Source organism: Streptococcus sp. ELY_125 (assembly GCF_058314535.1).
In genome coordinates, this window is record NZ_JBZFUM010000002.1 from 1 (window position 1) to 20,900 (window position 20,900).

Here is a 20,900-nt window from a genome sequence, read left to right on the forward strand (position 1 = left end):
TCAAAGCTAGACGGGGTCAACTCATATTCTTTGATAATCTCGCTTCGTTTCATACCTGCATTGTGAAGGTCAACGATTTGTTGTTTAAACTCATCTGTGAAGTAACGGCGAATTTTTCTAGACATGATAGTCTCCTTTAGGATTTCTTTTAGTGTAGAGCACTTTATAATTTCTGTCTAGTTTAGTGTAACCTATTCAAATCCACGCACCCGTGTGGGGTGCGACGTTGTTAAACTCTTAAAAAAGATAATCGTTCAGTATTCAAATCCACGCACCCGTGTGGGGTGCGACGCTGAGAGCTATAAGCATGGAGTATTAATAATCACTATTTCAATCCACGCACCCGTGTGGGGTGCGACTAACAAAAGAGCTATACCCATAGATCCTATTTGATTTCAATCCACGCACCCGTGTGGGGTGCGACTTCCTGAGCTTCTGTAATCAAGCGGTTAATAGCTTATTTCAATCCACGCACCCGTGTGGGGTGCGACGATGGTGTTACCACAGCTTGGTCGTTTTCACTTGATATTTCAATCCACGCACCCGTGTGGGGTGCGACAACACTCCCGAATATATGTTGTGCCGAACACAAAATTTCAATCCACGCACCCGTGTGGGGTGCGACCTATTTTTTGACAATTTAGAAGGGGGCAAAATAATTTCAATCCACGCACCCGTGTGGGGTGCGACGTTCCCTGCCTTTTAAAAACAAGGTGTTTAAATCTTATTTCAATCCACGCACCCGTGTGGGGTGCGACTTGTTCCGGCTACGTTTAAAGCAATTGCAGACCAAATTTCAATCCACGCACCCGTGTGGGGTGCGACAGAAGCTAACGGGGTCAGCTTTTTAAGTCTAAATATTTCAATCCACGCACCCGTGTGGGGTGCGACAAGCAGTAAGTAAGCAACTTAAACCGGTTTTCAAAATTTCAATCCACGCACCCGTGTGGGGTGCGACTTTGGCAGGTTATAGATTTACAAGTTATAAAATAATTTCAATCCACGCACCCGTGTGGGGTGCGACATCAGCAATTTCTTTAACAGGGTATCCATCAATTATTTCAATCCACGCACCCGTGTGGGGTGCGACAAAAACCCATGGGACTACTACTGCAAATATATTTTAATTTCAATCCACGCACCCGTGTGGGGTGCGACGATTGGCAAGCTTGGTTGTATATGTACTATTTTATTTCAATCCACGCACCCGTGTGGGGTGCGACCAAGTGTCAAGCCCATCCAAGGCGAGTCAGTATATTTCAATCCACGCACCCGTGTGGGGTGCGACCGTTTTGCTTAGCAAAGTATCCTCTGGCTGTCAAATTTCAATCCACGCACCCGTGTGGGGTGCGACCTTTTTAGACGACTGGAGCGACCTAAAACAAGACATTTCAATCCACGCACCCGTGTGGGGTGCGACCTTTGCAAGCCTACGGAGAGGCATCTCAAAGACTATTTCAATCCACGCACCCGTGTGGGGTGCGACCGTATCAGCCAAAGGAGGACGAGCTAAACATCTTTATTTCAATCCACGCACCCGTGTGGGGTGCGACTTGCGGATTGTCAGATGATAACCAGGGGAAGCTATTTCAATCCACGCACCCGTGTGGGGTGCGACGAAAAAGATGTATTTAAAACCACTGGAGTTGACAATTTCAATCCACGCACCCGTGTGGGGTGCGACGATATTGTTTCTCAAAAAGCTGGAACAAAACTTATTTCAATCCACGCACCCGTGTGGGGTGCGACGGCGCGTAGTTGCACCGTTTGTGGCTAAATGTTATTAGTCACTGATGGTATTTTATCAGTAAAAAACACTTTTTGCCACTCAGTTCTGTATTTTTGTGCGCGAGTGTCCTAGGTTTTGATGTGCAACCTAGGTTCGCACTCAAGTTTTTATAAAAGTAATATCCCCGCATCAGGGTCATAACTGTCGTTTCTACCAAGAGTTTCTACACGATTTTGCCAATTTTTGCCAAGAAGATAAAATCGTATACTATCTGATTCTTGGTCAATGATTGTCAACAGTTTATTTTTTATTTCGACAAATTCAGCCGGTGTCACAGAACATTCAAAGACTGAATGCTGCACGCGCTGACCATAATCGACACAGAGCTTCGCAACGTGACGGAGACGTTTCCTGCCTGCAGCAGTCTCTGTATTCACATCATAAGTCACTAAAACCATCATAAACTGACTCCTAAATTAAGAATGGCGGATAGGATTCCAATTCCCCACGAATTGCTTTAGTCAATAGCTGAGCTTGAACATAAGGCAAGAGCATTAACTTGACTTTTTCCTTAGTGAAAGGATGTTCAACTTCTGTATGCTTACGCTTCTGCCATGCTTCAATAAAAATAGCACGTCCTTTTTCTGTTAGAATAACACTGCCATTTTCTTTGATGTCCAAATGCTTTTTATTTAATTGCCCTTTGTTTATCAGCGAAAAAACAAATCTATCAACAATATAAGAACGAAATTCTTCCACCAAGTCCAGAGCTAGACTGGCACGACCCGGCCTATCTGTATGGTAAAATCCAACATAACTATCCAATCCAACCGCTTCTAAAGCCGATTGGCATTCGTAAGTCAGCAAACTATATCCAAATGACATCAGAGCATTGACGCAATCCTGTGGTGGCCTTCGTGTCCGACCGTTAAATTTAAAAGTTTCTTTATCCGTTAGAATTAATTCATTGAATGCCCTGAAGTACTGATTGGCTGCCTGGCCTTCAATTCCCAACAAAGTTTCCTTGTCGGGTGCAGATTGAATTTGCTCCAAAGCCCAAGTCAATTCTGTATTGATATCTTCAAATAATTGAGTGTCAATCTTATCACGATGATCACGCTTAAAACGAAGTAAATATTTTCTGGAATTAGATACCTTTGCCAAGATGAAGCGCTTAGCATATTCCGTCGAAAGATCATGATCCGCTAAGCGATAATGCTCACGCCTGAGCAAAACATTGCCATTGGTCGGACCTACAAAACGACCGCAAAAATGACCTTGAGGAGTATGAAAAGAAAGGTTAATTTGATTTTTTGCACAAAGTTCAATCAAAGATGGTGAGGCGCCTAGGTATGAAAAACAAACAATACCGTCAATAATCCGATAAGGAAAACGACTAACAACCTTTCCCTCCTGTTTGACAACAATATTATCCCGCTCACGCGTTAAATAAAAGTTATCCTGTGTGAGATATAAAGTATTTAGCAATTTTTTCATAAACTATCCTCACTTGCTAAAGACTGTTTAATGTAATTATCCACATTGCGAGACTTCTTACTTAGACGTGGTTTACAAATATCCACTAAAGAACACAAAGGGCAATTTTTAAAATACTCTGCCTTATCTATGATTTTATTATCATAATAATAATGCATTTGTTCAGCTAAATCAAAAACTTTTTGGCGCAATTCTTCAGTGATTTCAATTATCTTCTTTTGATTCACGCTATGGTAATAAAGACAGCCAGTCTCAATCTGACACCCAAAAGTTTCCTCAAGGCAAATAGTCTGCGCTACCAGCTGGACAATATCGCGAGTATCTCTTTTAGGTTTCCCTCGTTTATATTCAACAACACAGGGTAGCCACTTTCCTCGTTTACCATTCAGAACAACACCATCATCATTTTTATGAAATTCCACAACATCAAGAATGCCATAAAGACCAAGCATTTTTGATGAGACATGCATAGCTCGTGAAGTGATAACATCATTTCGTTTTTCCTTAATATAGGGATTATCTGCCTTTTGGTGCAAAATCTGCCCATGGGCTGTTGCTTCATTATCAGCCCATTGCTGCTCAATATGGATCAATCCCCATTGCCTTTTACAAAATTGGAAGTGCTGAATCCCCGATAACATCAGATAATCATTTTCTGAATAGACCATATTAAAGTCCTTCTAAGATATCAACTTTCAATCCTTTAGCTTCATAGTCTGCCAGTTTTTCTTGGTTGAGATGGATACCATAGTCTTCATAACTATCTTTGTCCTGTTTTTCTTTATCGAATTCTAACAAGTCAAAGACACGCGCACTAGATACATTCCCCAGCTTACTGCTATGCGTAAACCAAAAAACATCACGCACACGCATTGACCCTTCAGGACGAGCCGATGATGCATCGTTTTCAAAAAGACTAACGAGCGCTTCTTTAATCACCTCAGCATCTTCATCAGAAAATCCGGTTTTTTCAGCAAAATAAGCATTAATTGATCCTTTAATCACATAGACTCCATAATCCACAAAATGTTTCGTTCCCATAGTGCTAGATTCTAACTCAGTTTTGCTATCCAATTCACTATTTGTACTCTTGGTTATTTGCACACTTTGAGATACAACCGTTTCTAAACTTTTCGCCCAAGAAATAGATACAGGTCCTCGAACATTTGCAGCAGAATAGCCTTTGAATGCAAATACTTGACCAAAGCTACGCACATCTAACCACTCTTTATTAATTTTGTCTAAAAAATTTTCTACTGAAATATCTTTCTTGACTTTTTCAAAGTATTCCTTATTTTCTAAGCGAGCTTTCAGTGAATACATGTTATCATCAACCCTATCCCTAGATTGGACAAAGATTTCATGTCCCATGTCTTGCATACGATTTCTGATTTTACGTTTAATTGAAACATCACTCATCAAGCCATGACCTTTAGCATCTGTTCTTGGCATATTCCCTGACAAGGGATCTCCATTTACATTGGCGTCTCTCACTTCAACGGTCACCATAAAATCAATTTTGTGTTCTAGCATATCTTATTCCTCGTTTTCTTTAGTTTGTTTAGTGTAATAAAATTGTTTTTCAGCATAGTAGCCAAAGATAAATTTATAATCCAACGGTTGATTGATACTTTTATCCTCCATAATAGACGATAAGAGTTGAATAATTTCCTTTAGTTCATTCTCCAATTTTCTCCAATAACCTATTTCATTAACCTGTAAATAGTTAATACAATAGCGAACTTTACTATCTAAAACTGTCATTAGCGTTGCAGGTTGGGTAGTATATGCGGACCAATAACGTTCAGCATTAGTAATTCTCTGATTCCGATTCTCTTTATCGGGATCTTTAGATTTGTTATATAGTTCTTCAATCAACTCATAAATGGCAAGTAGACGTCCAAATAGATAAGAACGATCTGTTTCTTGATGGTCTAACATTGGTGTAAATTCCTTTCCATATTGTTTATGTAAAATCGCTAAGCTAACGTTTTGTACTTGATACCATTGGTTCGGATACCTTCGACGCTGTTTGATGTTGTTTTCTAACTTCTTGACAATACTACTAGGGATTTGTTTTCCATCAATCAATGCTGTCACCAACTGTTGGTATAAATCACTTTTGAAGCTATCATTATCTAATTTCAAGACTATCTCACGTTTCTGGCCCTTGCGCTCTTCACGCTCAACACCATAGGCGGCCAAAATAACCTCATTAAAACTTGGTATTTTTTGGAAATCAATACCATCTTTTTTTCTGACTTCCCAAGAATACTGGCTCTGCCATTTATCAAGATTTTTCAAAAGGTCTGAACCCTGTAAATGACGAAAGTATTCAAGAGCAACACGCCCTTTTGACTTTTGTTTTATAATGGCAACATAATAAGTTGACGCGTCACTAAACTGTTTTGGCCCATGAATAAATGACTGGTTAATACTTCTGTTTGTTTGACCGACTATAAACTTTAGACGATTTTCTAGATTATCTTCATCAAAAGAAATATCCCAATCTTCATCAAAAACACCAGCCACCTCCTGAGGTTCGGTCAGTTTTAGCTGGCTTTGATTAGTTAAATCATCGCTAAACCAGTTGATGAGATGCTGACCTGTTCCTAGACTCGTATGAGTATCATCGTTTTCCAAGAGGAATTTAGCCATAAGATGAATTTTCTCTGAAGTATCATATCCTATTCTTATAACATCATTTGGATTTGTGAAACGTCCCAAATAGTTCTCTTTCGCTGTACTATCACTCCCTGAAATAAGCTTTAAATTACTAATAAAATAACGATGGTCAGAAGTGCTTAAAGGAGCGCTCTTCTCTCCACTGATGTTACATATTATATTTTTCTCATGGTAGGCATTGACATATCGGATATAATCTTGATGCAATTCCAAATAATTCGTTACAGAAACTGTCTTTGAACTAATAGAATCAGCTATTCGAAATTCAATATAACAATTTTTGAAGTCTATTGATTTCTTACCAATTTTAACCTTCAAACCCTCTCGTTCATAGTTTTTTCCATAAATAGACTTAAAAATCTCATCCTCGAAATTTTCTTTACTCAAATAAGATTGAATAGTTTTTAGAAATCGTTTTATTTCCGGATTATCTGTAAATTCAATCCAATTGGCTAGTTGAGAATTATACTTATCATTATACAATTGATTTATAGTGGGAGTTAGATATTTCATTTCATCAACTAATGGATGTGGATCTGTATTACTAGATCTAGCTACAGATTTAAAGGTAACCGGAAAGATAATCACATCTCCATCAGCCAATATGGTTGCCTTCATCAGTTGTCCTGTTTTATTTAATTGAACAGAAATAATATTTTTCCCATTTGAGCGCTTGCTATCGTGATAAATCGGTAAAAGAATTGTTCTAGACTTTTGAGTATTATCAACCCACCCATCCGTTTCTGCCGATTCATAGGTCTGCCACAGTGAGGTTAAAAAGTTCATCAGCGCCCTCCTTCTTCCCTAGCTTTATCCGCTTGATAAAGAGTGAATTCTTCATCAACTGGTTTGACTTGTCCTGCTGCCTTAAATGCGTAACTAGACAGTGTGTTCACAATCTCGCAGTCTTCTTGTTCTTTGAAACGTATTATACCGTCTTCCATAACTATCTTGGCAAAGTAAGAACGTAATGGCTGCGTTTTGTCCGTCGGATAAGCAAATGAGTGGAACATGATACCAAAATCAATCGTTTGATTAGCATAGTATGTTTCTGCATGTTCGTATTCTTCTTGGCTAACTTCATCGACTAACCCTAAGCACTCACTCGTACCCAAAAAAACATTACGCCTACCCCCCTTTTTAATTGAGCGTGCCATAATAGCCTCATGCTTATTGGGTAAACGATCATTAATCAAATCAGGGCGATTTTCATTCCAGGTAAAATAAAATTTAACCAAATATTCCACATCGCTGAGATAAGAAACATAGCTTAAATCCGCCTCATAGTTAGCAAGTAATGCCCTAACACCATGTAACTCTGTTTGAATTTGATTGACTACTTTAACTTCAGTTACGACATTTCGTATAGTCGGCTTATAGTAAACAGAATCAACAATTCCTTGCAAGGCCTGACGAGTTGGTATAGCGTAGCTTGACCTCTCTCCACCTCCCTTAGTAGCCGGATTTGTAAAAAGAGCTAAGTCCCCCTTGACTCGCAGATAAAAATTTCTCGATCTGTACAATGTTCTTTCCTCCAATCTTCCTTATTTTCACAACATCCAGTAAAACGCTTTTATTTTAGTCCTGGTTTGCATAAAAGTCAATCTTCTAAAAAATCAAATTAACATTACTGGTATCTTTTTTAATCCCAGCTACATCATCATAATATTCTTCTTGCAATATAAAAATTTGTCCATTTAAGTATGCTCTCGTCGCTTTTAGAAGCTCATCATGTTCCCTAAGATTGACAGTATAAGGCTGCAATTGTTTTAGTTCCTGCTTAATTTCTAACAACTCCTGACCAACTGGATAGGGATTCTCTGATAATTTTTCTTCTAAAATAGTTAGTTGATCAGCGGCATCTCCATAAGAAACTAAGACACCAATACTCTCATCTTTGATTAAGTCCATCTTTTGTCCAGCTCTTTTGAACGACTGCCGTAATTTACCTGATGTCAATTGTGTAGAATAGGTGTTCTGACTAAGGTAATCATAGATTGACTCATTATCAGATATCGGATAATCCATCTGAATTTTATTGTCAGCATAATATTTTTCAAAAAAGTCAACATTCAAATCAGTGACATTGATGGGTGATGTTTTCTGGAATAAAATGGCTTCTGTTGAATCTTTTTTCTGACGAATTTCTTTCAGATAAATTAGATTTTCTTCTTCATCAAATAGATTAACCAAGGTTACTTGCCCCATAGTCCGTTTACCCTCACGATTGCACCGACCTGCCGCCTGTACAATAGAATCAATACCAGCAAAAGAGCGAATCACACGTTCAAAATCCACATCCACACCTGCTTCAATCAATTGTGTACTCACACAGATGAGAGGAATATTTTGAATTAATTCTGACTTTATTTTTTCAATAATATCAAAGCGATGTTGAGCACACATGTTTGTAGAAAGCTGATAGAGTGGCCTGTCAGTTTGTTCCTCCAAAAGTTGATATAATTTTGCAACAGCTGGCTTAGTATTCAATATAATAAGTGTGGACTGATTATTCTCTATAATGGCAGCTGCCAATTCATTTAGAGTCACTTTATTATCATTGTCATCAAACTTTCGTAATTCTGTACGAGTAAATACTTTTTGCTCTGATTCCGTAAGCATCACAATATCAGGCAGTTCTGTATTTTCCCCGCCATAGACTAATCGATGGGAAATCTTCCTAGAATCATAGATAGGTTGGGTTGCCGTACAAAGCACAATCATTGCATTCATCACTTGACAAAGAAAATTCATCGTCAAATTAAAAAGTGTGGTAACTTCTATGGGTAACGATTGTACTTCATCTAAAATCAAAACACTATTCGTCAAATTTGAAAATCGCCTAATATTGGCAGACTTTGTTTTAAATAATGTCTGAAAAAATTGAACCATGGTCGTTAGCACAACTGGACTATTCCAGCTATCCGTTAGATACTGCGCTTGCAAATTTTGACATGTTTCATCGCCAAATTCATCATAGCTCCCATCCTGTTCCTGAACTATATTTGAATGATGCTCAAGAACGCCATCCTTGCCAATAATCTTCTTAATAGCTGAAGCATTTTGTTCCAAAACAGATAAAAAGGGCGTCATATAGAAAAAACGTTTTTTATGCTGATGTCGCATTTGATGGACAGCATAACGCAGACTCAAATTAGTCTTTCCAGCACCTGTTGGTAGATTTAGCCGATAGATTCCACTTGAGTCTTCAATTCCACGCCGCTTAACACGTTCACCAATCACTGTGCGGACACGGTTTAATTCTGTTTTAGGATTTCCAAAACTAGCATATAAATCCTCAACTGATTTGTAATAAGACTCTTGCAAAGTCTTGTATTCCTCAGGATTAAAAGGCTCTAATAATAAATCATAGGCATTGATAGTATCTAGAATATCTGCATTTTTTAGAAAAGATAGATACAATCTAACAAAGCAAGAACAATAAAAATCACGCTCGCTGTTGTCTTGTACAGAGAGGCTGCTCCAAGCTTTCTGAAAATTTTCGAAAGCCTTATCTATTAAATCGTTTAAATTCAGATAACCATATTTTGGCAATTGTTTTTCTAGTACCTGAGCAAATCCCACAACATCACTTGTAAAATGGTAATCTTCCATCTTTCTTCTAATACGATAGTGTAATTTATTATTATCAAATAAACTACTATTTTCAGTATCATTGGACATGGGAATATCATACATACCATGATGAGCAGAAATAACATAGGCTACTATATCATTAAAAGTAGATACTAACCATCTATCTACCTCTAAAGCCTTTACCGCTTGTTGTACCATACGAAACAAATACTTAGCGCCAGCATAGGAATGGTCAACATGCATAGCGGGATTCTTGGTTAATTTATCTTGGAATTTTTGATCGGCTTTTCCTAGATCATGATAAAGGCCTAGCAAAAAAAGCAAATCTCCCTGCCCAATAGAGTCAGCATCTTCTCTTGCTTTGTTAGCTACATTAAAAGAATGTTCCTCTAATGACTGTTTCTTATCTGTTTCATGTTCATAATGTGCTAAAATCATTCATCCACCTCACAAACTACTTATATAAACAAATCGACACTTTAAATAAACAATATCGAAATGATTCGTATAGGCCTATATCCTTTCAACATCTAAAGTATATCAGAAAAATACATTAAATAAACATGTTTTTCGGCGTCTTAGTTTAAATTACGTATTCTATATAACTTTTCCCTTAAAAATACAAATAGAAGCACATAAAATATGTACTTCTACTTGAATCTCAAAAAATATTTTCTGTATTAATCATAGTTATTTTTTTATGCTTTTTATATCCAGAAATATAAAATCTCCATCAAAACGTTGAATATATTTCTGAAAGCCAAATAAACTCAGGGTTTCTATCTCATAGACAATACCATTTTCCAACTCATTAATGATTTTCAATTTTGGAATATCCGCTTCTAATACATCCCTAAATTTACCCGTATACTTAAACTGAATTTTCACCCATTTCTGATCAGAAAGCATTGAGAAAGTCTGGTATCGAACCTGTTCATCCTTAATAAGTCGTTTTTGCTCTTCTTCAGTTAGTGAAAAAGCAGAATTTACAGTAGACTTATGAATAGTTTTAAATCTATCCACCCGAAAATACCTTAATTCCTGCAGTTTATATTGACTCTTAAAATTCTCATCTAATTTGTAAGAAATGCAGTAAAAATAATGACTATCAAAAATAACAGAAATGGGCAAAACAATGTACTCTTCAATCTTGCTAGAGGGCTTTGTATAGCTAAAAGCTAGTGGACGCTGATCGACAATTGCATCAAAAATAGCGGAAATAATCGGCAAAATAGACTTATTAGATTCTCGATAAAACTTTAATTCCTGATAGCTATTGAGCTCAAACTGAGTTAATTTTTTAATTCTTGTACGTTCTTTATCATCAACTGCGCGTTCCACAAAAATATTAATGATTTCAGAGACTTCATCTTTTCGTAAGGCTCGGCTCTCCAATAAGATTTTTGAGAGAATGACTGCTTGATTATACTTTAAATTTCCATACCCTTGTTCATAGTCTGCATAATAGCATGCATATTTTCGTGAAAATTTGATATGCATGTTAGGACGCAATTCTTTTAAATTGGCTTTCAGTTCACTGATATCTTCCTTCATTGTTCGATCACTAATCTTGAACTTAGACAGATACGCATCCTTATTGATCTGATTTCCCTTTTCTAACTCAGACATAAAATAAAGTAATCGTTTCGTCTTTGACTCAGCCATATCATTTAACCTCGCTATTTCTTTTATACAAATTATTCTATTACCAACGGCCTAATTCATATCATAGTGTTATTGCTCTACTCCAACCCTTCATACTCTAGGATAAAGTCGCTTAGGCGGGGTAGCGTCAGGGAAATATAGCCATATTCTGACGTATCAATTAGACCTTTGCGTTTGAGGCGTTCACGATATACAGATAGAAGACTTGGGGTAAAATTGAGACTTTCTCTGAGATCCTTAACACGAGTCTTTGACTGCCTAGACAAGGCTTTCAAGACTTTTTTATCTTGACCTGAGAGTTCTGACCAGATCTTTTGATAAACATAACTCTGTAAGGCTTCATCGTAAGCTTCAAGCAAGGCTTTACGATTATCTAAATAGTTTCTATTTTTCCAGCAGAGATAACCTAAAGTTTGGAAAGCAAAGGAATAGCCAGCAGTCAGATTGGCCATATTGATTGCTTTTTCGTCGGTAAGATTAAAGATTTTACGATAACGCTTCTTGATAGAAATCTTATCCAGTGGAGCTAGATCCAGTCTAGGCGAACGGTAAAGAAAGGTAAGTGTGGCATCATTCTGCAACTCATAGATATTCTCATAAAGCCCCGTCATAAGTAGAAAAATAGGATAATCCTCACGTATCAAGAGCTGAAAGCTACTGGTGAAAATTTTAATATTTTCAGTCTTCGTTACTTCATCTATAGTGACAAGAACTTTCTTATCTAATAGTTTTACTTGAGCCAGCATCTTCTCCAACGCCACTTCAATATCATTGATCGGAGGCACATTCTCAATAGCAGCACCAATACCAAATAAAGTAAGATTAAACTTAGCTTTGATAAATAACTGATGGAGTTCGGGAATGTCATAAAGTTTGGCAACTAAACTTTTAAGTAAGTCGCGATTAGGATTAAGATTGATAACAATCCAGTCACCGGACTCCTTTAAACTATTAGCAATAGCCGTCATGGTTACTGTCTTACCCGATCCGCGTACACCGGTTATAAGATAGGATTGGGAGGCGGAATTCTCTTCATTAAAGTCATTTATAACCGATTGAATCTCAGATGTTCGAGAAATGAAGGTATGAGGGCGTTTTCCAAAGCCCAATGTAAAAGGATTAGCTGCCATCTAAATTCTCCTTATATTAAGATATTAAGCGACCCAAAGAAATTTAGGACGCCTACGGATCAAGCGAAATAGAAAAATCTTCCCTTTTTGCACAATTCGCTACTGATATTTAATTATATAACATTTTATTTCGTATATAACTTTATATAACTTTCACTTTATTATATAACTTTATATAACTTTTTCCAAATTAAAATGATTATTCATGGATCAAAAACCCCATGCTCATTTTGAACATGGGGTTGATGGGTGATAAGCAAATCTTATCTTTCAAGCTTCTCCATCTCTTTAATCCGCTCTACTGTCGCGTCATACTTAGCTTGGTAGTCGGTTTGTTTGTCGCGCTCTTTTTGGACGATTTCTGGTTTGGCGTTTTGAACGAAGCGTTCGTTGCTGAGTTTTTTAGCAACCATGTCCAGTTCTTTCTGCCATTTGGCTAACTCTTTATTGAGGCGGGTCAGTTCTTCCTCAACGTTGAGAAGATCTGCCAGCGGCAGGAAGATTTCAGCACCTGTGATGACCGCTGACATGGCAAGGTCTGGCGTGTCAATGTCACTTGAGATTTCAAGTTTTTCAGGATTGGTGAAGCGCTTGATGTAGTTGACATTGCTATTAAAGAAGCTTTCCAAGTCGCTGTCGCTTGTTTTCACAAGGATGGTGATTGGTTTGCTTGGGGCAACGTTGACTTCCGCACGTGCATTTCGAACACTACGAATCAAGTCTTTGAGACTTTCTACGCCTTTGTGCGCAGCTTCATTTTCAAAAGTAGGATTAACCGTCGGATAGGTTGCTGTGACGATTGAGCCTTGCGCATACTGACCGTAGATTTCTTCCGTCACAAACGGCATGATTGGGTGGAGGAGGCGCAGAATCTTATCCAGCGTGTAGAGGAGAACTGAGCGGGTAATCACCTTCTCATCTTCGTTGTCGCTGTAAAGGACTTCCTTGGTTAATTCCACGTACCAGTCGGCGAATTCATCCCAAATGAAATTGTAGAGGATGTGACCAGCTACACCAAACTCAAACTTGTCAAAGTTTTCAGTAACCTTGCCAATGGTCTCATTGAGGTTGTGAAGAATCCAGCGGTCTGTCACGTTGCTTGCCGTTCCCACAGCGACCTTATCGACATTGGCTGTCGCTTGATCAAGGGTCAAGCCCTCATTGTTCATGAGAATATAGCGGGAAATGTTCCAGATTTTGTTGATGAAATTCCAAGCGGCATCCATCTTTTCGTAAGAGAAACGCACATCCTGACCTGGCGCAGAGCCGTTTGAGAGGAACCAGCGCAGGGCATCGGCACCGTACTTATCGACAACATCCATAGGGTCGATTCCGTTACCGAGAGACTTGGACATCTTGCGACCCTGCTCATCACGAATAAGACCGTGAATCAGGACATTCTTGAAAGGCTGGCGACCAGTGAACTCCAAGGATTGGAAAATCATACGAGACACCCAGAAGAAAATGATGTCGTAACCTGTCACCAAGGTTGAGGTTGGGAAGTAACGCTTGAAGTCTTCGGCATCTGTATCAGGCCAGCCCATGGTTGAAAATGGCCAGAGGGCAGAGCTGAACCACGTATCAAGGACATCTTCATCTTGTGTCCAGCCGTCACCTTGAGGCGCTTCCTCTCCGACATACATCTCACCATCGGCATTGTACCAAGCAGGGATTTGGTGGCCCCACCAGAGCTGGCGGGAAATAACCCAGTCGTGGACGTTTTCCATCCATTGGAGGAAGGTATCATTGAAACGTGGCGGATAGAAGTTCACACTATCATCTGTATCTTGGTTGGCAATGGCATTTTTAGCCAGCTGATCCATTTTGACAAACCATTGAGTAGACAAGCGAGGTTCAACCATAACACCAGTACGCTCTGAGTGACCGACTGAGTGGGTCATTTTTTCGACTTTGACAAGGGCACCGATTTCTTCTAATTTAGCAACCGTAGCCTTGCGGGCTTGGAAGCGATCCATGCCGACAAATTCACCAGCCAGTTCATTCATAGTACCGTCGTCATTCATGACATTGACTTGCGGCAGATTATGGCGCTGACCAACCAGAAAGTCATTCGGGTCATGGGCAGGCGTAATTTTAACGACACCGGTTCCAAACTCAGGATCAGCGTGTTCATCAGCCACGATTGGGATTGGTTTGTTAACGATTGGCAGAATAACATTTTTGCCAATTAAGTCCTTGTAACGCTCATCATTTGGATTGACAGCGACAGCCGTATCTCCAAACATGGTCTCTGGACGTGTGGTTGCGACTTCGAGAGCGCGAGAGCCATCTTCCAGCATGTAGTTCATGTGGTAGAAGGCGCCTTCGACATCCTTGTGGATAACCTCGATATCAGACAGAGCCGTACGAGCTTTTGGATCCCAGTTGATGATGAACTCACCGCGGTAGATCCAGCCTTTTTTATAAAGCTCAACGAAGACCTTACGAACAGCCTTTGACAGGCCTTCATCAAGAGTGAAGCGCTCACGTGAATAATCGACAGAAATCCCCATCTTGCCCCACTGCTCCTTGATGGTTGCAGCATATTCGTCCTTCCATTCCCAGACCTTAGTCAAGAAAGACTCACGACCGAGGTCGTAACGGGAAATGCCGTCTTCAGCCAAGCGGGCTTCTACTTTGGCCTGCGTGGCGATACCCGCATGGTCCATGCCAGGCAGCCATAGGGTATCAAAACCCTGCATCCGTTTTTGGCGGATAATAATATCCTGCAGCGTCGTGTCCCAAGCGTGACCAAGGTGCAACTTCCCAGTTACGTTTGGCGGTGGAATCACGATGGAATAAGGCTTGGCCTTCTTGTCGCCTGACGGCTTGAAAACATCTTGGTCTAGCCAAGTTTGATAACGCCCAGCCTCTACTTGAGATGGATTGTATTTTGGTGAAAGTTGTTTTGACATGTGTGATTTTATCTCCTTTTATTCATCTTTACTATTTTACTATTCAATTTTATTATATCTCTATGATATTTAGTATAAAAATCTGAAACATTCGTACACATAGTTAAAAACCTACTTTGCTTTCTCTTGTCTATAATTTCTTGTAATTTCCTACTGTTCCTATACCAGATTCTCAATAATAGAACAACTATTACTATTACCATAACTCCCAAAAGCGAGTACAACCTCACATTTGCTCTATCCCAGATACCCATTTTATCGTTCTCAAATACACTTGAAATTACTAACACTACATACATTAAAAATGTAGCAATATAGCAGATAATTTTATTTCTTTGCCAAATAAAGTTTATCCTTGATGGAATGTAAGTAACTTCACGTCCCCTATTTAAGAGTGTTAAAAAATTCTTTGAATTAATAAAATTCCAGATAATTATAAAACCTGATATTAATGCCCATCGTTCGATAGAAAATGCTCCTAAAAATAATGAAGCCAAAATTGCTATAGAAATTATTAGTATCATCGATAGCAAGCTAATATTCAATAAAACTCTGAATATTTCTAACATCGAATAAAGAAGAATAACTGCCATCCCCAATAATATTGGGGTACGGAATTGCGATCCCAAATTTAAATTAGCTGGTACTAGAGCAATGTCCATAAACAAAATAATAATATTGCCAATATAAAATAAACATTTCCAAATCAGTTTTAACTGTTTCTTTAACGAGAATTCTCCCTTAAATCTTTTAGGGTAAAACAAATAAATATTAAATCCTGCAGAAATACCTAATATGACTAGAAAAACAATACTTTGTGATAACGAGCCTTTGGTTAAGTAAAGATAGGAAAGAAAGCAGCCAGATAACACAAGCAACAGTGGAAAAATAATCTTTCTATTATTCTTACAAAATTTAAATATTTTCATTTTTACCTTTTCTCATTGTGTCATAAATTAGGTTTATATAATATATATGGGATTTCATTATATTATTTACTCATTTATCTTCTTCACTGAACTGTTCGATTTTTCCGAACAGTTCAACTTGTGCAAAATTTGCACAAGTTCCTACCCCTTCTTAAACCTTACACCGTTTTCTTTTAACTTTTTAACCGTAGCAGGACCGATGCCTGAAATGGCTAGGATTTCTTTTTCGGTACGCTTTTCCAGATCTTCCTTGCTCATAATGCCGGCATCGCATAGATATCGGCCTTTATCTATCTGAATTCCTTTCATGCAGGGGGAATTGAAAAATTCTAAGCGTTTGCGCGGGGAGTCAGGCAGACTGTCCTGGTAATCTTCTGCTAAAGCAATCATTTGATGGATAACAAAGGGTTTGGTTACCAAAAAGGACTGTAGGGGATGCAAAGCAATCTGAAGCGATAACACTGAGTTAGGACGGTAGGTAGAAACTTCATTTGCCATATCAAGCAGCTGAACCCAGTAAGGGTTGTCAAAAACTTGTACGGCTTCCTTATTGACGCTGGCTAAATATTTAAACAATTCTTTAGCCGCATCCATGTCACCTATCAGTATCATGGCAATAAGCATATGCGCTATAACGCCATCATCCTGCCACTCTAGCCCAAGCTGTTCTTCATAAAAATCAGTAATTTCCTCTGTTTTATAAAGGGTGTTATAAACACTCAGCATCAGGTATACAAATTCAGGCGGAAATCTGTCGTCAGCAGCAATTTTAGAGCGTACAAAATCCACTACTTGACCGGCCAGACCGACCAGTCCTTCTTGCAGATAAGTCTCTGTCACAAATGTGATGACCGTCAAGGGACTGCGGGCTTCCAAACTATACCAAGATTCATAATCTGCTTTCTTCCACTCTGCCAAAGCCACTTGATAAAAATCCTGCAGTTCTTTTAAATAGTCAGCTGAAAATTCCGTGCTTCTTAACAGCAAGGATTGAAATTTTGCCTCAAAATGGTTCGGATATCTTGCTAACAGCTTGCTAATCAAACGGAGTTGCGTCTCTTCATCTTCCTCTTCCATTGCTTGGTAAAAGAGCTCGTCTGCTTCATCCATTTCCAAATCTTCAAGATCTAGGACATCAGCTAACTGCTCGAGAATTTCAGGATTGTTAGTCCGTTCAAATTCCTCGAAGAGTCTATTGATCGCTACTTCATCTAAAGCAGATTCTTGCGAAAATAGCGGATAGTTAGCCTTTTCCGCAAACGAAGAAAAATCAATAATGTTGTTTTCTTGTCTCTGCTGCTGTCTGAGCTCTTTTTTGCGATTTTTCTTTTTAGCCATAAGGGCCTCCTTTTTATAAGATACTAGGCTGTTAAACTCTCCGAAGGAATCTGAAATGAAATGGTCATTTACTAAAAATCATGCTTCATTTACCTAATTCCATAAGAGAGCAGGCGATCCATTCACCTCTCCCCTTCCCACTCGGCATAGAACTGCTGGAGGTAGCTTTCCATAAACTCATGGCGCCCTTGGGCTAGGCGCGTGCCTTCTGTTGTATTCATGAGGTCTTTGAGTTTGAGGAGCTTTTCGTAGAAGTGCATGATGGCAGTGTCCTTGCCCTTGCGGTAGTCCTCAAGTGTTAAGTTTTCGCGCGGCTTTTTGCTTGGCTCATGGATGAGTCGACCGTGATTGCCTGAGTAGGCAAAAGCTCTAGCAATACCGATAGCTCCGATGGCATCGAGACGATCCGCATCTTGGACAACCTTGCCCTCTAAGCTGAGTTCAGCGCCGTTGTGGCCGCCCTTATAGGAAATACCTGTCATGATACTGGTGATTTCAGTGATTTGGGCTTGTGATAAACCTTGCTCAGTTAGAAAATCCTTAACCTCAGCCAGAGCCTTGCCTTCATCAAAGAGCTTGCTATCGGCCATATCGTGCAGGAGAGCTCCCATCTCTACGATAAAAAGGTCAGCGCCTTCCGCCTCTGCAATAGTTATAGCAGTCTTAGTGACCCGCGCAATATGCCACCAATCGTGACCGCTGGCTTCGCCAGCCAGAGTTTCCTTCACAAACTGGCGCGTGCTGGTAAGAATCTTTTTCTTATCCATGAGCTGCCTCCCATTCACTCTTAAGCAGTCCGTACCTCAGGTCATCACAGCGATTTCCTTGGACATCCTTACGATCTCGAATCCGTGCTTCTAAGGTAAAGCCCAATTTCTCTGCCACACGCTGACTTTGCTGATTGGTATCATAGCAGTTCAATTCAATCTTTTGAAGGTTGAGGAGGGTAAAACCAAGCTCAATCAGGGCAGCTGCCGCCTCTGGCACGATACCCTGTCCCCAATAATCCGGGTGCAGGGTATAACCGATTTCCAACACATCATCTGCATGACGGTGGTTAAAGTCCACAGAACCAATGACCTTATCCTCTCCTTTTAGCTTTAGGCCATAGCCAGAGGGCAGTTGCTGCTCCGCCTGAGTTTTAGGCAGGACATGCGCCAAATAATAAGCTTCATCCGCAACCGTCTCGACAGGCGGGAAACCTGCAGAATAAGTAACTTCTGGCAAACTGGCATAGTCAAAGACATCAGAAGCGTCCGCAGCTGTCCGCTGGCACAGTAACAGACGCTCAGTTTCGATATCAGGCAGGATATTATTTTCAATAGCTCCAAGCATCTTCATCATTATTTTCACCTTCTAGCTAAACTTGCAGATTACATGAAAAACGCCCCTGTCTAAAGACAGGGACGAATTTATATCTAAATCCGCGGTACCACCCACATTCAGAAAACAAGCCGAGAAAGCTTGTTTTTCTGCAACTTAATTATGCTGTTGTGATCTACCAGCAACCCGTAAAAGCTATCTGTGCGGACTTCTCAACATTACCGCTCTCTGTGACAGATCTTAGGCTTTTACTCCTCTGATATGGGGCTTCCTTTAAATTTTAGGCTTTGAAGCTAACGCCATTTTCCTGCAACTTCTTAACAGTTGCTGGTCCGATTCCTTTGAGAGCAAGCAAGTCTTTTTCAGTCCAGTTCGCAAAATCAGCTGCTGAATGAATTCCAGCTTCATAAAGTGTTTCAACCAAGTTAGCACGCACATCAGCTACTTCTTTTGAGGCTGCAAAATCTTCAAGAGAAGTTGTTACCACTTTTGAACTGGTCGACTTAGGCGCTGCTCCCTGCTTAGAGGCTGAATTCTGAGCGGGCGCTTCTGTCATTGGGACGGCTGGCTGAGACTTTAATAAGCCTTGACGTTTCATTTGCAATTTTAATGCTTTTTTGCGATTTTTCTTTTTAGACATGTGTAACTCCAAAAACTTTTTTTATTATTATAGCAGGTTATTTCCAGAAAATAAATACTAAATCGCCTAGAAATCGCAATTCTAGGCGATTCGTCATCATTTTGTAAACTAAATGACGTATTCGATTAACCTTTTATCCCTCAGAAACAGTTTAAGAGACCAAAAGAGGCAATAAATGTGATTTATTCCAAGAATCTACTCTTTTTGTTCTCTAGTACTTCCTTTTACCAAATAAACCATCAGGCAGATCATGAAACTTTTTGCCTTGGTGGTAATTAGCCATTTTTCCTTGTAAAAACTGGTAGGCATCCAGACGGCTTTCATAGCGAGTAAGGGCTTCCTTAGCACGTTCATCGCCGTCTTCTTCCCAGACTTGCTGACTAGCCTTAATCGCTGTTTCATTGACCATGATTTGGCTATTGAGCCAATCTTCAAGGTCTTTTAAAAATTCCTGTTCATAAGTCATTACTGTAGGCTCCTTCATCTCTAATTACCCTATTATAGCATCTTCGTCAGCCGAGTAAAACCATCAAAATTGGAATGACAATGACGGTTATCACCGTTGTCTCAGTAACCATAGCAGCAGCATAATCTGCATCTGCCCCGTAGAGTCTGGAAACAACTGGAGCGTTGGTCATAACAGGCATAGCTGACTGGATAATAAAGACCTCTTTCATGAGATGGGGCAGTCTTGTTGGCATAACCATTATAGCCATCAAGAGCGGTGCTATAACAAAGCGCCCTAGGAGAATTAGGAGATTATCTTTACCAAGAGCAAGGTTCTTCAAGCCAACTTTAGAAATGGATAAGCCAATAAAAATCATGGATAAGGGAATTGTAATATTACCCAAATAAGTCAGGTCTGCTATGACGAAGTGAGGCAGTTTAACATTGAATAAGACCAAGACAACCCCCAGTATAAATCCTAACAGGGGAGGTGACAGGATTTTCTTTAAGCTATCTGTCCAATTAAGCAAGTGCTTGCTTTGCCCATCGCGCTGAATTAGATAGAGGCCAATCGTCCAAAAGAAGGTCGTATTACACATATAGTAAACCAGAACATAGGGGATACTGCGATCGCCAAAGAGAGCTTGATTAATGGGGAGTCCAACAAAAACCGTATTTGAGTTGAAAAACATGGAGGCAAAAAGACCTCGATGGGATTTATCAACCCGAAAGATTTGTGCTATCGCTAGGGCGATTCCCAATAAAATGGTCATCGATAAAGCGGGATAGCGAAGCTGAGGCAACATCTCTTTTAAATCAGAGGCAGAAAATCTCCCTATAATCGTTTCAATCATGTAGCAGGGCAGACCAATCTGTGTGACCAAACGAGCTAAGATAGCAGAGGATTTATCGTCAAACCAGCCTCGTTCAGCTAGGAGGTAGCCGAGTAAAACCATGACTAAAATAGTGATAATTCCTGAAATACTCCCAAGAAAAACAGACACT

At 39.5% G+C, this 20,900-nt stretch carries 18 protein-coding genes and 1 CRISPR repeat array; all 18 genes read right to left on the reverse strand.

The features are described 5' to 3' along the window. A partial coding sequence (locus AC4HAL_RS00935) for a transposase (protein ID WP_491092691.1) occupies positions 1-125 on the reverse strand: 125 nt, incomplete at its 3' end. Between the two features lie 68 nt (positions 126-193). Beyond that, positions 194-1,749: direct repeats of the CRISPR family, unit length 32 nt; unit sequence ATTTCAATCCACGCACCCGTGTGGGGTGCGAC. A gap of 147 nt (positions 1,750-1,896) precedes the next feature. Further along, entirely contained in the window at positions 1,897-2,190 is a 294-nt protein-coding gene (gene cas2 / locus AC4HAL_RS00940) for a CRISPR-associated endonuclease Cas2 (RefSeq protein WP_165209893.1), read from the reverse strand. A 10-nt stretch (positions 2,191-2,200) separates the two neighbouring features. Continuing rightward, positions 2,201-3,226 carry a type I-C CRISPR-associated endonuclease Cas1c gene (gene cas1c / locus AC4HAL_RS00945; protein WP_491092532.1) on the reverse strand — a complete coding sequence of 342 codons (1,026 nt, stop codon included), beginning with the start codon at positions 3,224-3,226 and terminating at the stop codon, positions 2,201-2,203. Next, positions 3,223-3,894, reverse strand: a complete 672-nt coding sequence (gene cas4 / locus AC4HAL_RS00950; protein ID WP_491092533.1) for a CRISPR-associated protein Cas4 — start codon at positions 3,892-3,894, stop codon at positions 3,223-3,225. The genes cas1c and cas4 overlap by 4 nt, the downstream gene beginning before the upstream one ends. Position 3,895: 1 nt before the next feature. Further along, on the reverse strand, positions 3,896-4,759 hold the full coding sequence (gene cas7c / locus AC4HAL_RS00955; protein WP_491092534.1) for a type I-C CRISPR-associated protein Cas7/Csd2: 864 nt from the start codon (positions 4,757-4,759) through the stop codon (positions 3,896-3,898). A gap of 3 nt (positions 4,760-4,762) precedes the next feature. After that, positions 4,763-6,697, reverse strand: a complete 1,935-nt coding sequence (gene cas8c, locus AC4HAL_RS00960; RefSeq protein WP_491092535.1) for a type I-C CRISPR-associated protein Cas8c/Csd1 — start codon at positions 6,695-6,697, stop codon at positions 4,763-4,765. Next, positions 6,697-7,434 carry a type I-C CRISPR-associated protein Cas5c gene (gene cas5c / locus AC4HAL_RS00965; protein ID WP_491092536.1) on the reverse strand — a complete coding sequence of 246 codons (738 nt, stop codon included), beginning with the start codon at positions 7,432-7,434 and terminating at the stop codon, positions 6,697-6,699. The genes cas8c and cas5c overlap by 1 nt, the downstream gene beginning before the upstream one ends. An 85-nt stretch (positions 7,435-7,519) precedes the next feature. Continuing rightward, positions 7,520-9,946 (reverse strand): CRISPR-associated helicase Cas3', encoded by a 2,427-nt coding sequence (cas3, locus tag AC4HAL_RS00970; RefSeq protein WP_491092537.1) that lies wholly within the window; start codon positions 9,944-9,946, stop codon positions 7,520-7,522. 252 nt (positions 9,947-10,198) lie between these two features. Next, a complete protein-coding gene (locus AC4HAL_RS00975) occupies positions 10,199-11,173 on the reverse strand; it encodes a WYL domain-containing protein (RefSeq protein WP_491092538.1) in 975 nt (324 codons plus the stop codon). Between the two features lie 77 nt (positions 11,174-11,250). Then, positions 11,251-12,303 carry a DUF8462 domain-containing protein gene (locus AC4HAL_RS00980; RefSeq protein ID WP_165209872.1) on the reverse strand — a complete coding sequence of 351 codons (1,053 nt, stop codon included), beginning with the start codon at positions 12,301-12,303 and terminating at the stop codon, positions 11,251-11,253. A gap of 263 nt (positions 12,304-12,566) precedes the next feature. Further along, on the reverse strand, positions 12,567-15,218 hold the full coding sequence (locus AC4HAL_RS00985; RefSeq protein ID WP_491092539.1) for a valine--tRNA ligase: 2,652 nt from the start codon (positions 15,216-15,218) through the stop codon (positions 12,567-12,569). Positions 15,219-15,226: 8 nt separating this feature from the next. After that, positions 15,227-16,147, reverse strand: a complete 921-nt coding sequence (locus AC4HAL_RS00990; RefSeq protein WP_491092541.1) for a hypothetical protein — start codon at positions 16,145-16,147, stop codon at positions 15,227-15,229. A 141-nt stretch (positions 16,148-16,288) separates the two neighbouring features. Next, on the reverse strand, positions 16,289-17,485 hold the full coding sequence (locus AC4HAL_RS00995; protein WP_491092542.1) for a helix-hairpin-helix domain-containing protein: 1,197 nt from the start codon (positions 17,483-17,485) through the stop codon (positions 16,289-16,291). Between the two features lie 122 nt (positions 17,486-17,607). Continuing rightward, positions 17,608-18,252 carry an HD domain-containing protein gene (locus tag AC4HAL_RS01000; protein ID WP_491092543.1) on the reverse strand — a complete coding sequence of 215 codons (645 nt, stop codon included), beginning with the start codon at positions 18,250-18,252 and terminating at the stop codon, positions 17,608-17,610. Continuing rightward, positions 18,245-18,829, reverse strand: a complete 585-nt coding sequence (locus AC4HAL_RS01005; RefSeq protein ID WP_491092545.1) for a GNAT family N-acetyltransferase — start codon at positions 18,827-18,829, stop codon at positions 18,245-18,247. Before AC4HAL_RS01005 ends, AC4HAL_RS01000 begins: the two co-directional genes overlap by 8 nt. 259 nt (positions 18,830-19,088) lie before the next feature. Then, entirely contained in the window at positions 19,089-19,448 is a 360-nt protein-coding gene (locus tag AC4HAL_RS01010; RefSeq protein WP_491092546.1) for a helix-hairpin-helix domain-containing protein, read from the reverse strand. A 211-nt stretch (positions 19,449-19,659) separates the two neighbouring features. Further along, positions 19,660-19,914: a DUF1912 family protein gene (locus tag AC4HAL_RS01015; RefSeq protein WP_447451551.1), complete on the reverse strand. Its 255-nt coding sequence runs from the start codon at positions 19,912-19,914 to the stop codon at positions 19,660-19,662. A gap of 46 nt (positions 19,915-19,960) precedes the next feature. After that, positions 19,961-20,899: an AEC family transporter gene (locus AC4HAL_RS01020; RefSeq protein ID WP_491092547.1), complete on the reverse strand. Its 939-nt coding sequence runs from the start codon at positions 20,897-20,899 to the stop codon at positions 19,961-19,963. Between the last annotated feature and the right edge of the window lies 1 nt (position 20,900).

Excerpts from the sequence above, each read along its gene's own strand:
- AC4HAL_RS01010 (WP_491092546.1), bottom strand. The coding sequence starts at position 19,448 with ATGTCTAAAAAGAAAAATCGCAAAAAAGCATTAAAATTGCAAATGAAA.
- AC4HAL_RS00980 (WP_165209872.1), bottom strand. The coding sequence starts at position 12,303 with ATGGCAGCTAATCCTTTTACATTGGGCTTTGGAAAACGCCCTCATACC.
- cas3 (WP_491092537.1), bottom strand. The coding sequence starts at position 9,946 with ATGATTTTAGCACATTATGAACATGAAACAGATAAGAAACAGTCATTA.
- cas2 (WP_165209893.1), bottom strand. The coding sequence starts at position 2,190 with ATGATGGTTTTAGTGACTTATGATGTGAATACAGAGACTGCTGCAGGC.
- cas1c (WP_491092532.1), bottom strand. The coding sequence starts at position 3,226 with ATGAAAAAATTGCTAAATACTTTATATCTCACACAGGATAACTTTTAT.
- AC4HAL_RS00975 (WP_491092538.1), bottom strand. The coding sequence starts at position 11,173 with ATGGCTGAGTCAAAGACGAAACGATTACTTTATTTTATGTCTGAGTTA.
- AC4HAL_RS00990 (WP_491092541.1), bottom strand. The coding sequence starts at position 16,147 with ATGAAAATATTTAAATTTTGTAAGAATAATAGAAAGATTATTTTTCCA.
- cas4 (WP_491092533.1), bottom strand. The coding sequence starts at position 3,894 with ATGGTCTATTCAGAAAATGATTATCTGATGTTATCGGGGATTCAGCAC.
- cas8c (WP_491092535.1), bottom strand. The coding sequence starts at position 6,697 with ATGAACTTTTTAACCTCACTGTGGCAGACCTATGAATCGGCAGAAACG.
- AC4HAL_RS01015 (WP_447451551.1), bottom strand. The coding sequence starts at position 19,914 with ATGACTTATGAACAGGAATTTTTAAAAGACCTTGAAGATTGGCTCAAT.
- AC4HAL_RS01005 (WP_491092545.1), bottom strand. The coding sequence starts at position 18,829 with ATGATGAAGATGCTTGGAGCTATTGAAAATAATATCCTGCCTGATATC.
- cas7c (WP_491092534.1), bottom strand. The coding sequence starts at position 4,759 with ATGCTAGAACACAAAATTGATTTTATGGTGACCGTTGAAGTGAGAGAC.
- AC4HAL_RS00995 (WP_491092542.1), bottom strand. The coding sequence starts at position 17,485 with ATGGCTAAAAAGAAAAATCGCAAAAAAGAGCTCAGACAGCAGCAGAGA.
- AC4HAL_RS01000 (WP_491092543.1), bottom strand. The coding sequence starts at position 18,252 with ATGGATAAGAAAAAGATTCTTACCAGCACGCGCCAGTTTGTGAAGGAA.
- AC4HAL_RS00985 (WP_491092539.1), bottom strand. The coding sequence starts at position 15,218 with ATGTCAAAACAACTTTCACCAAAATACAATCCATCTCAAGTAGAGGCT.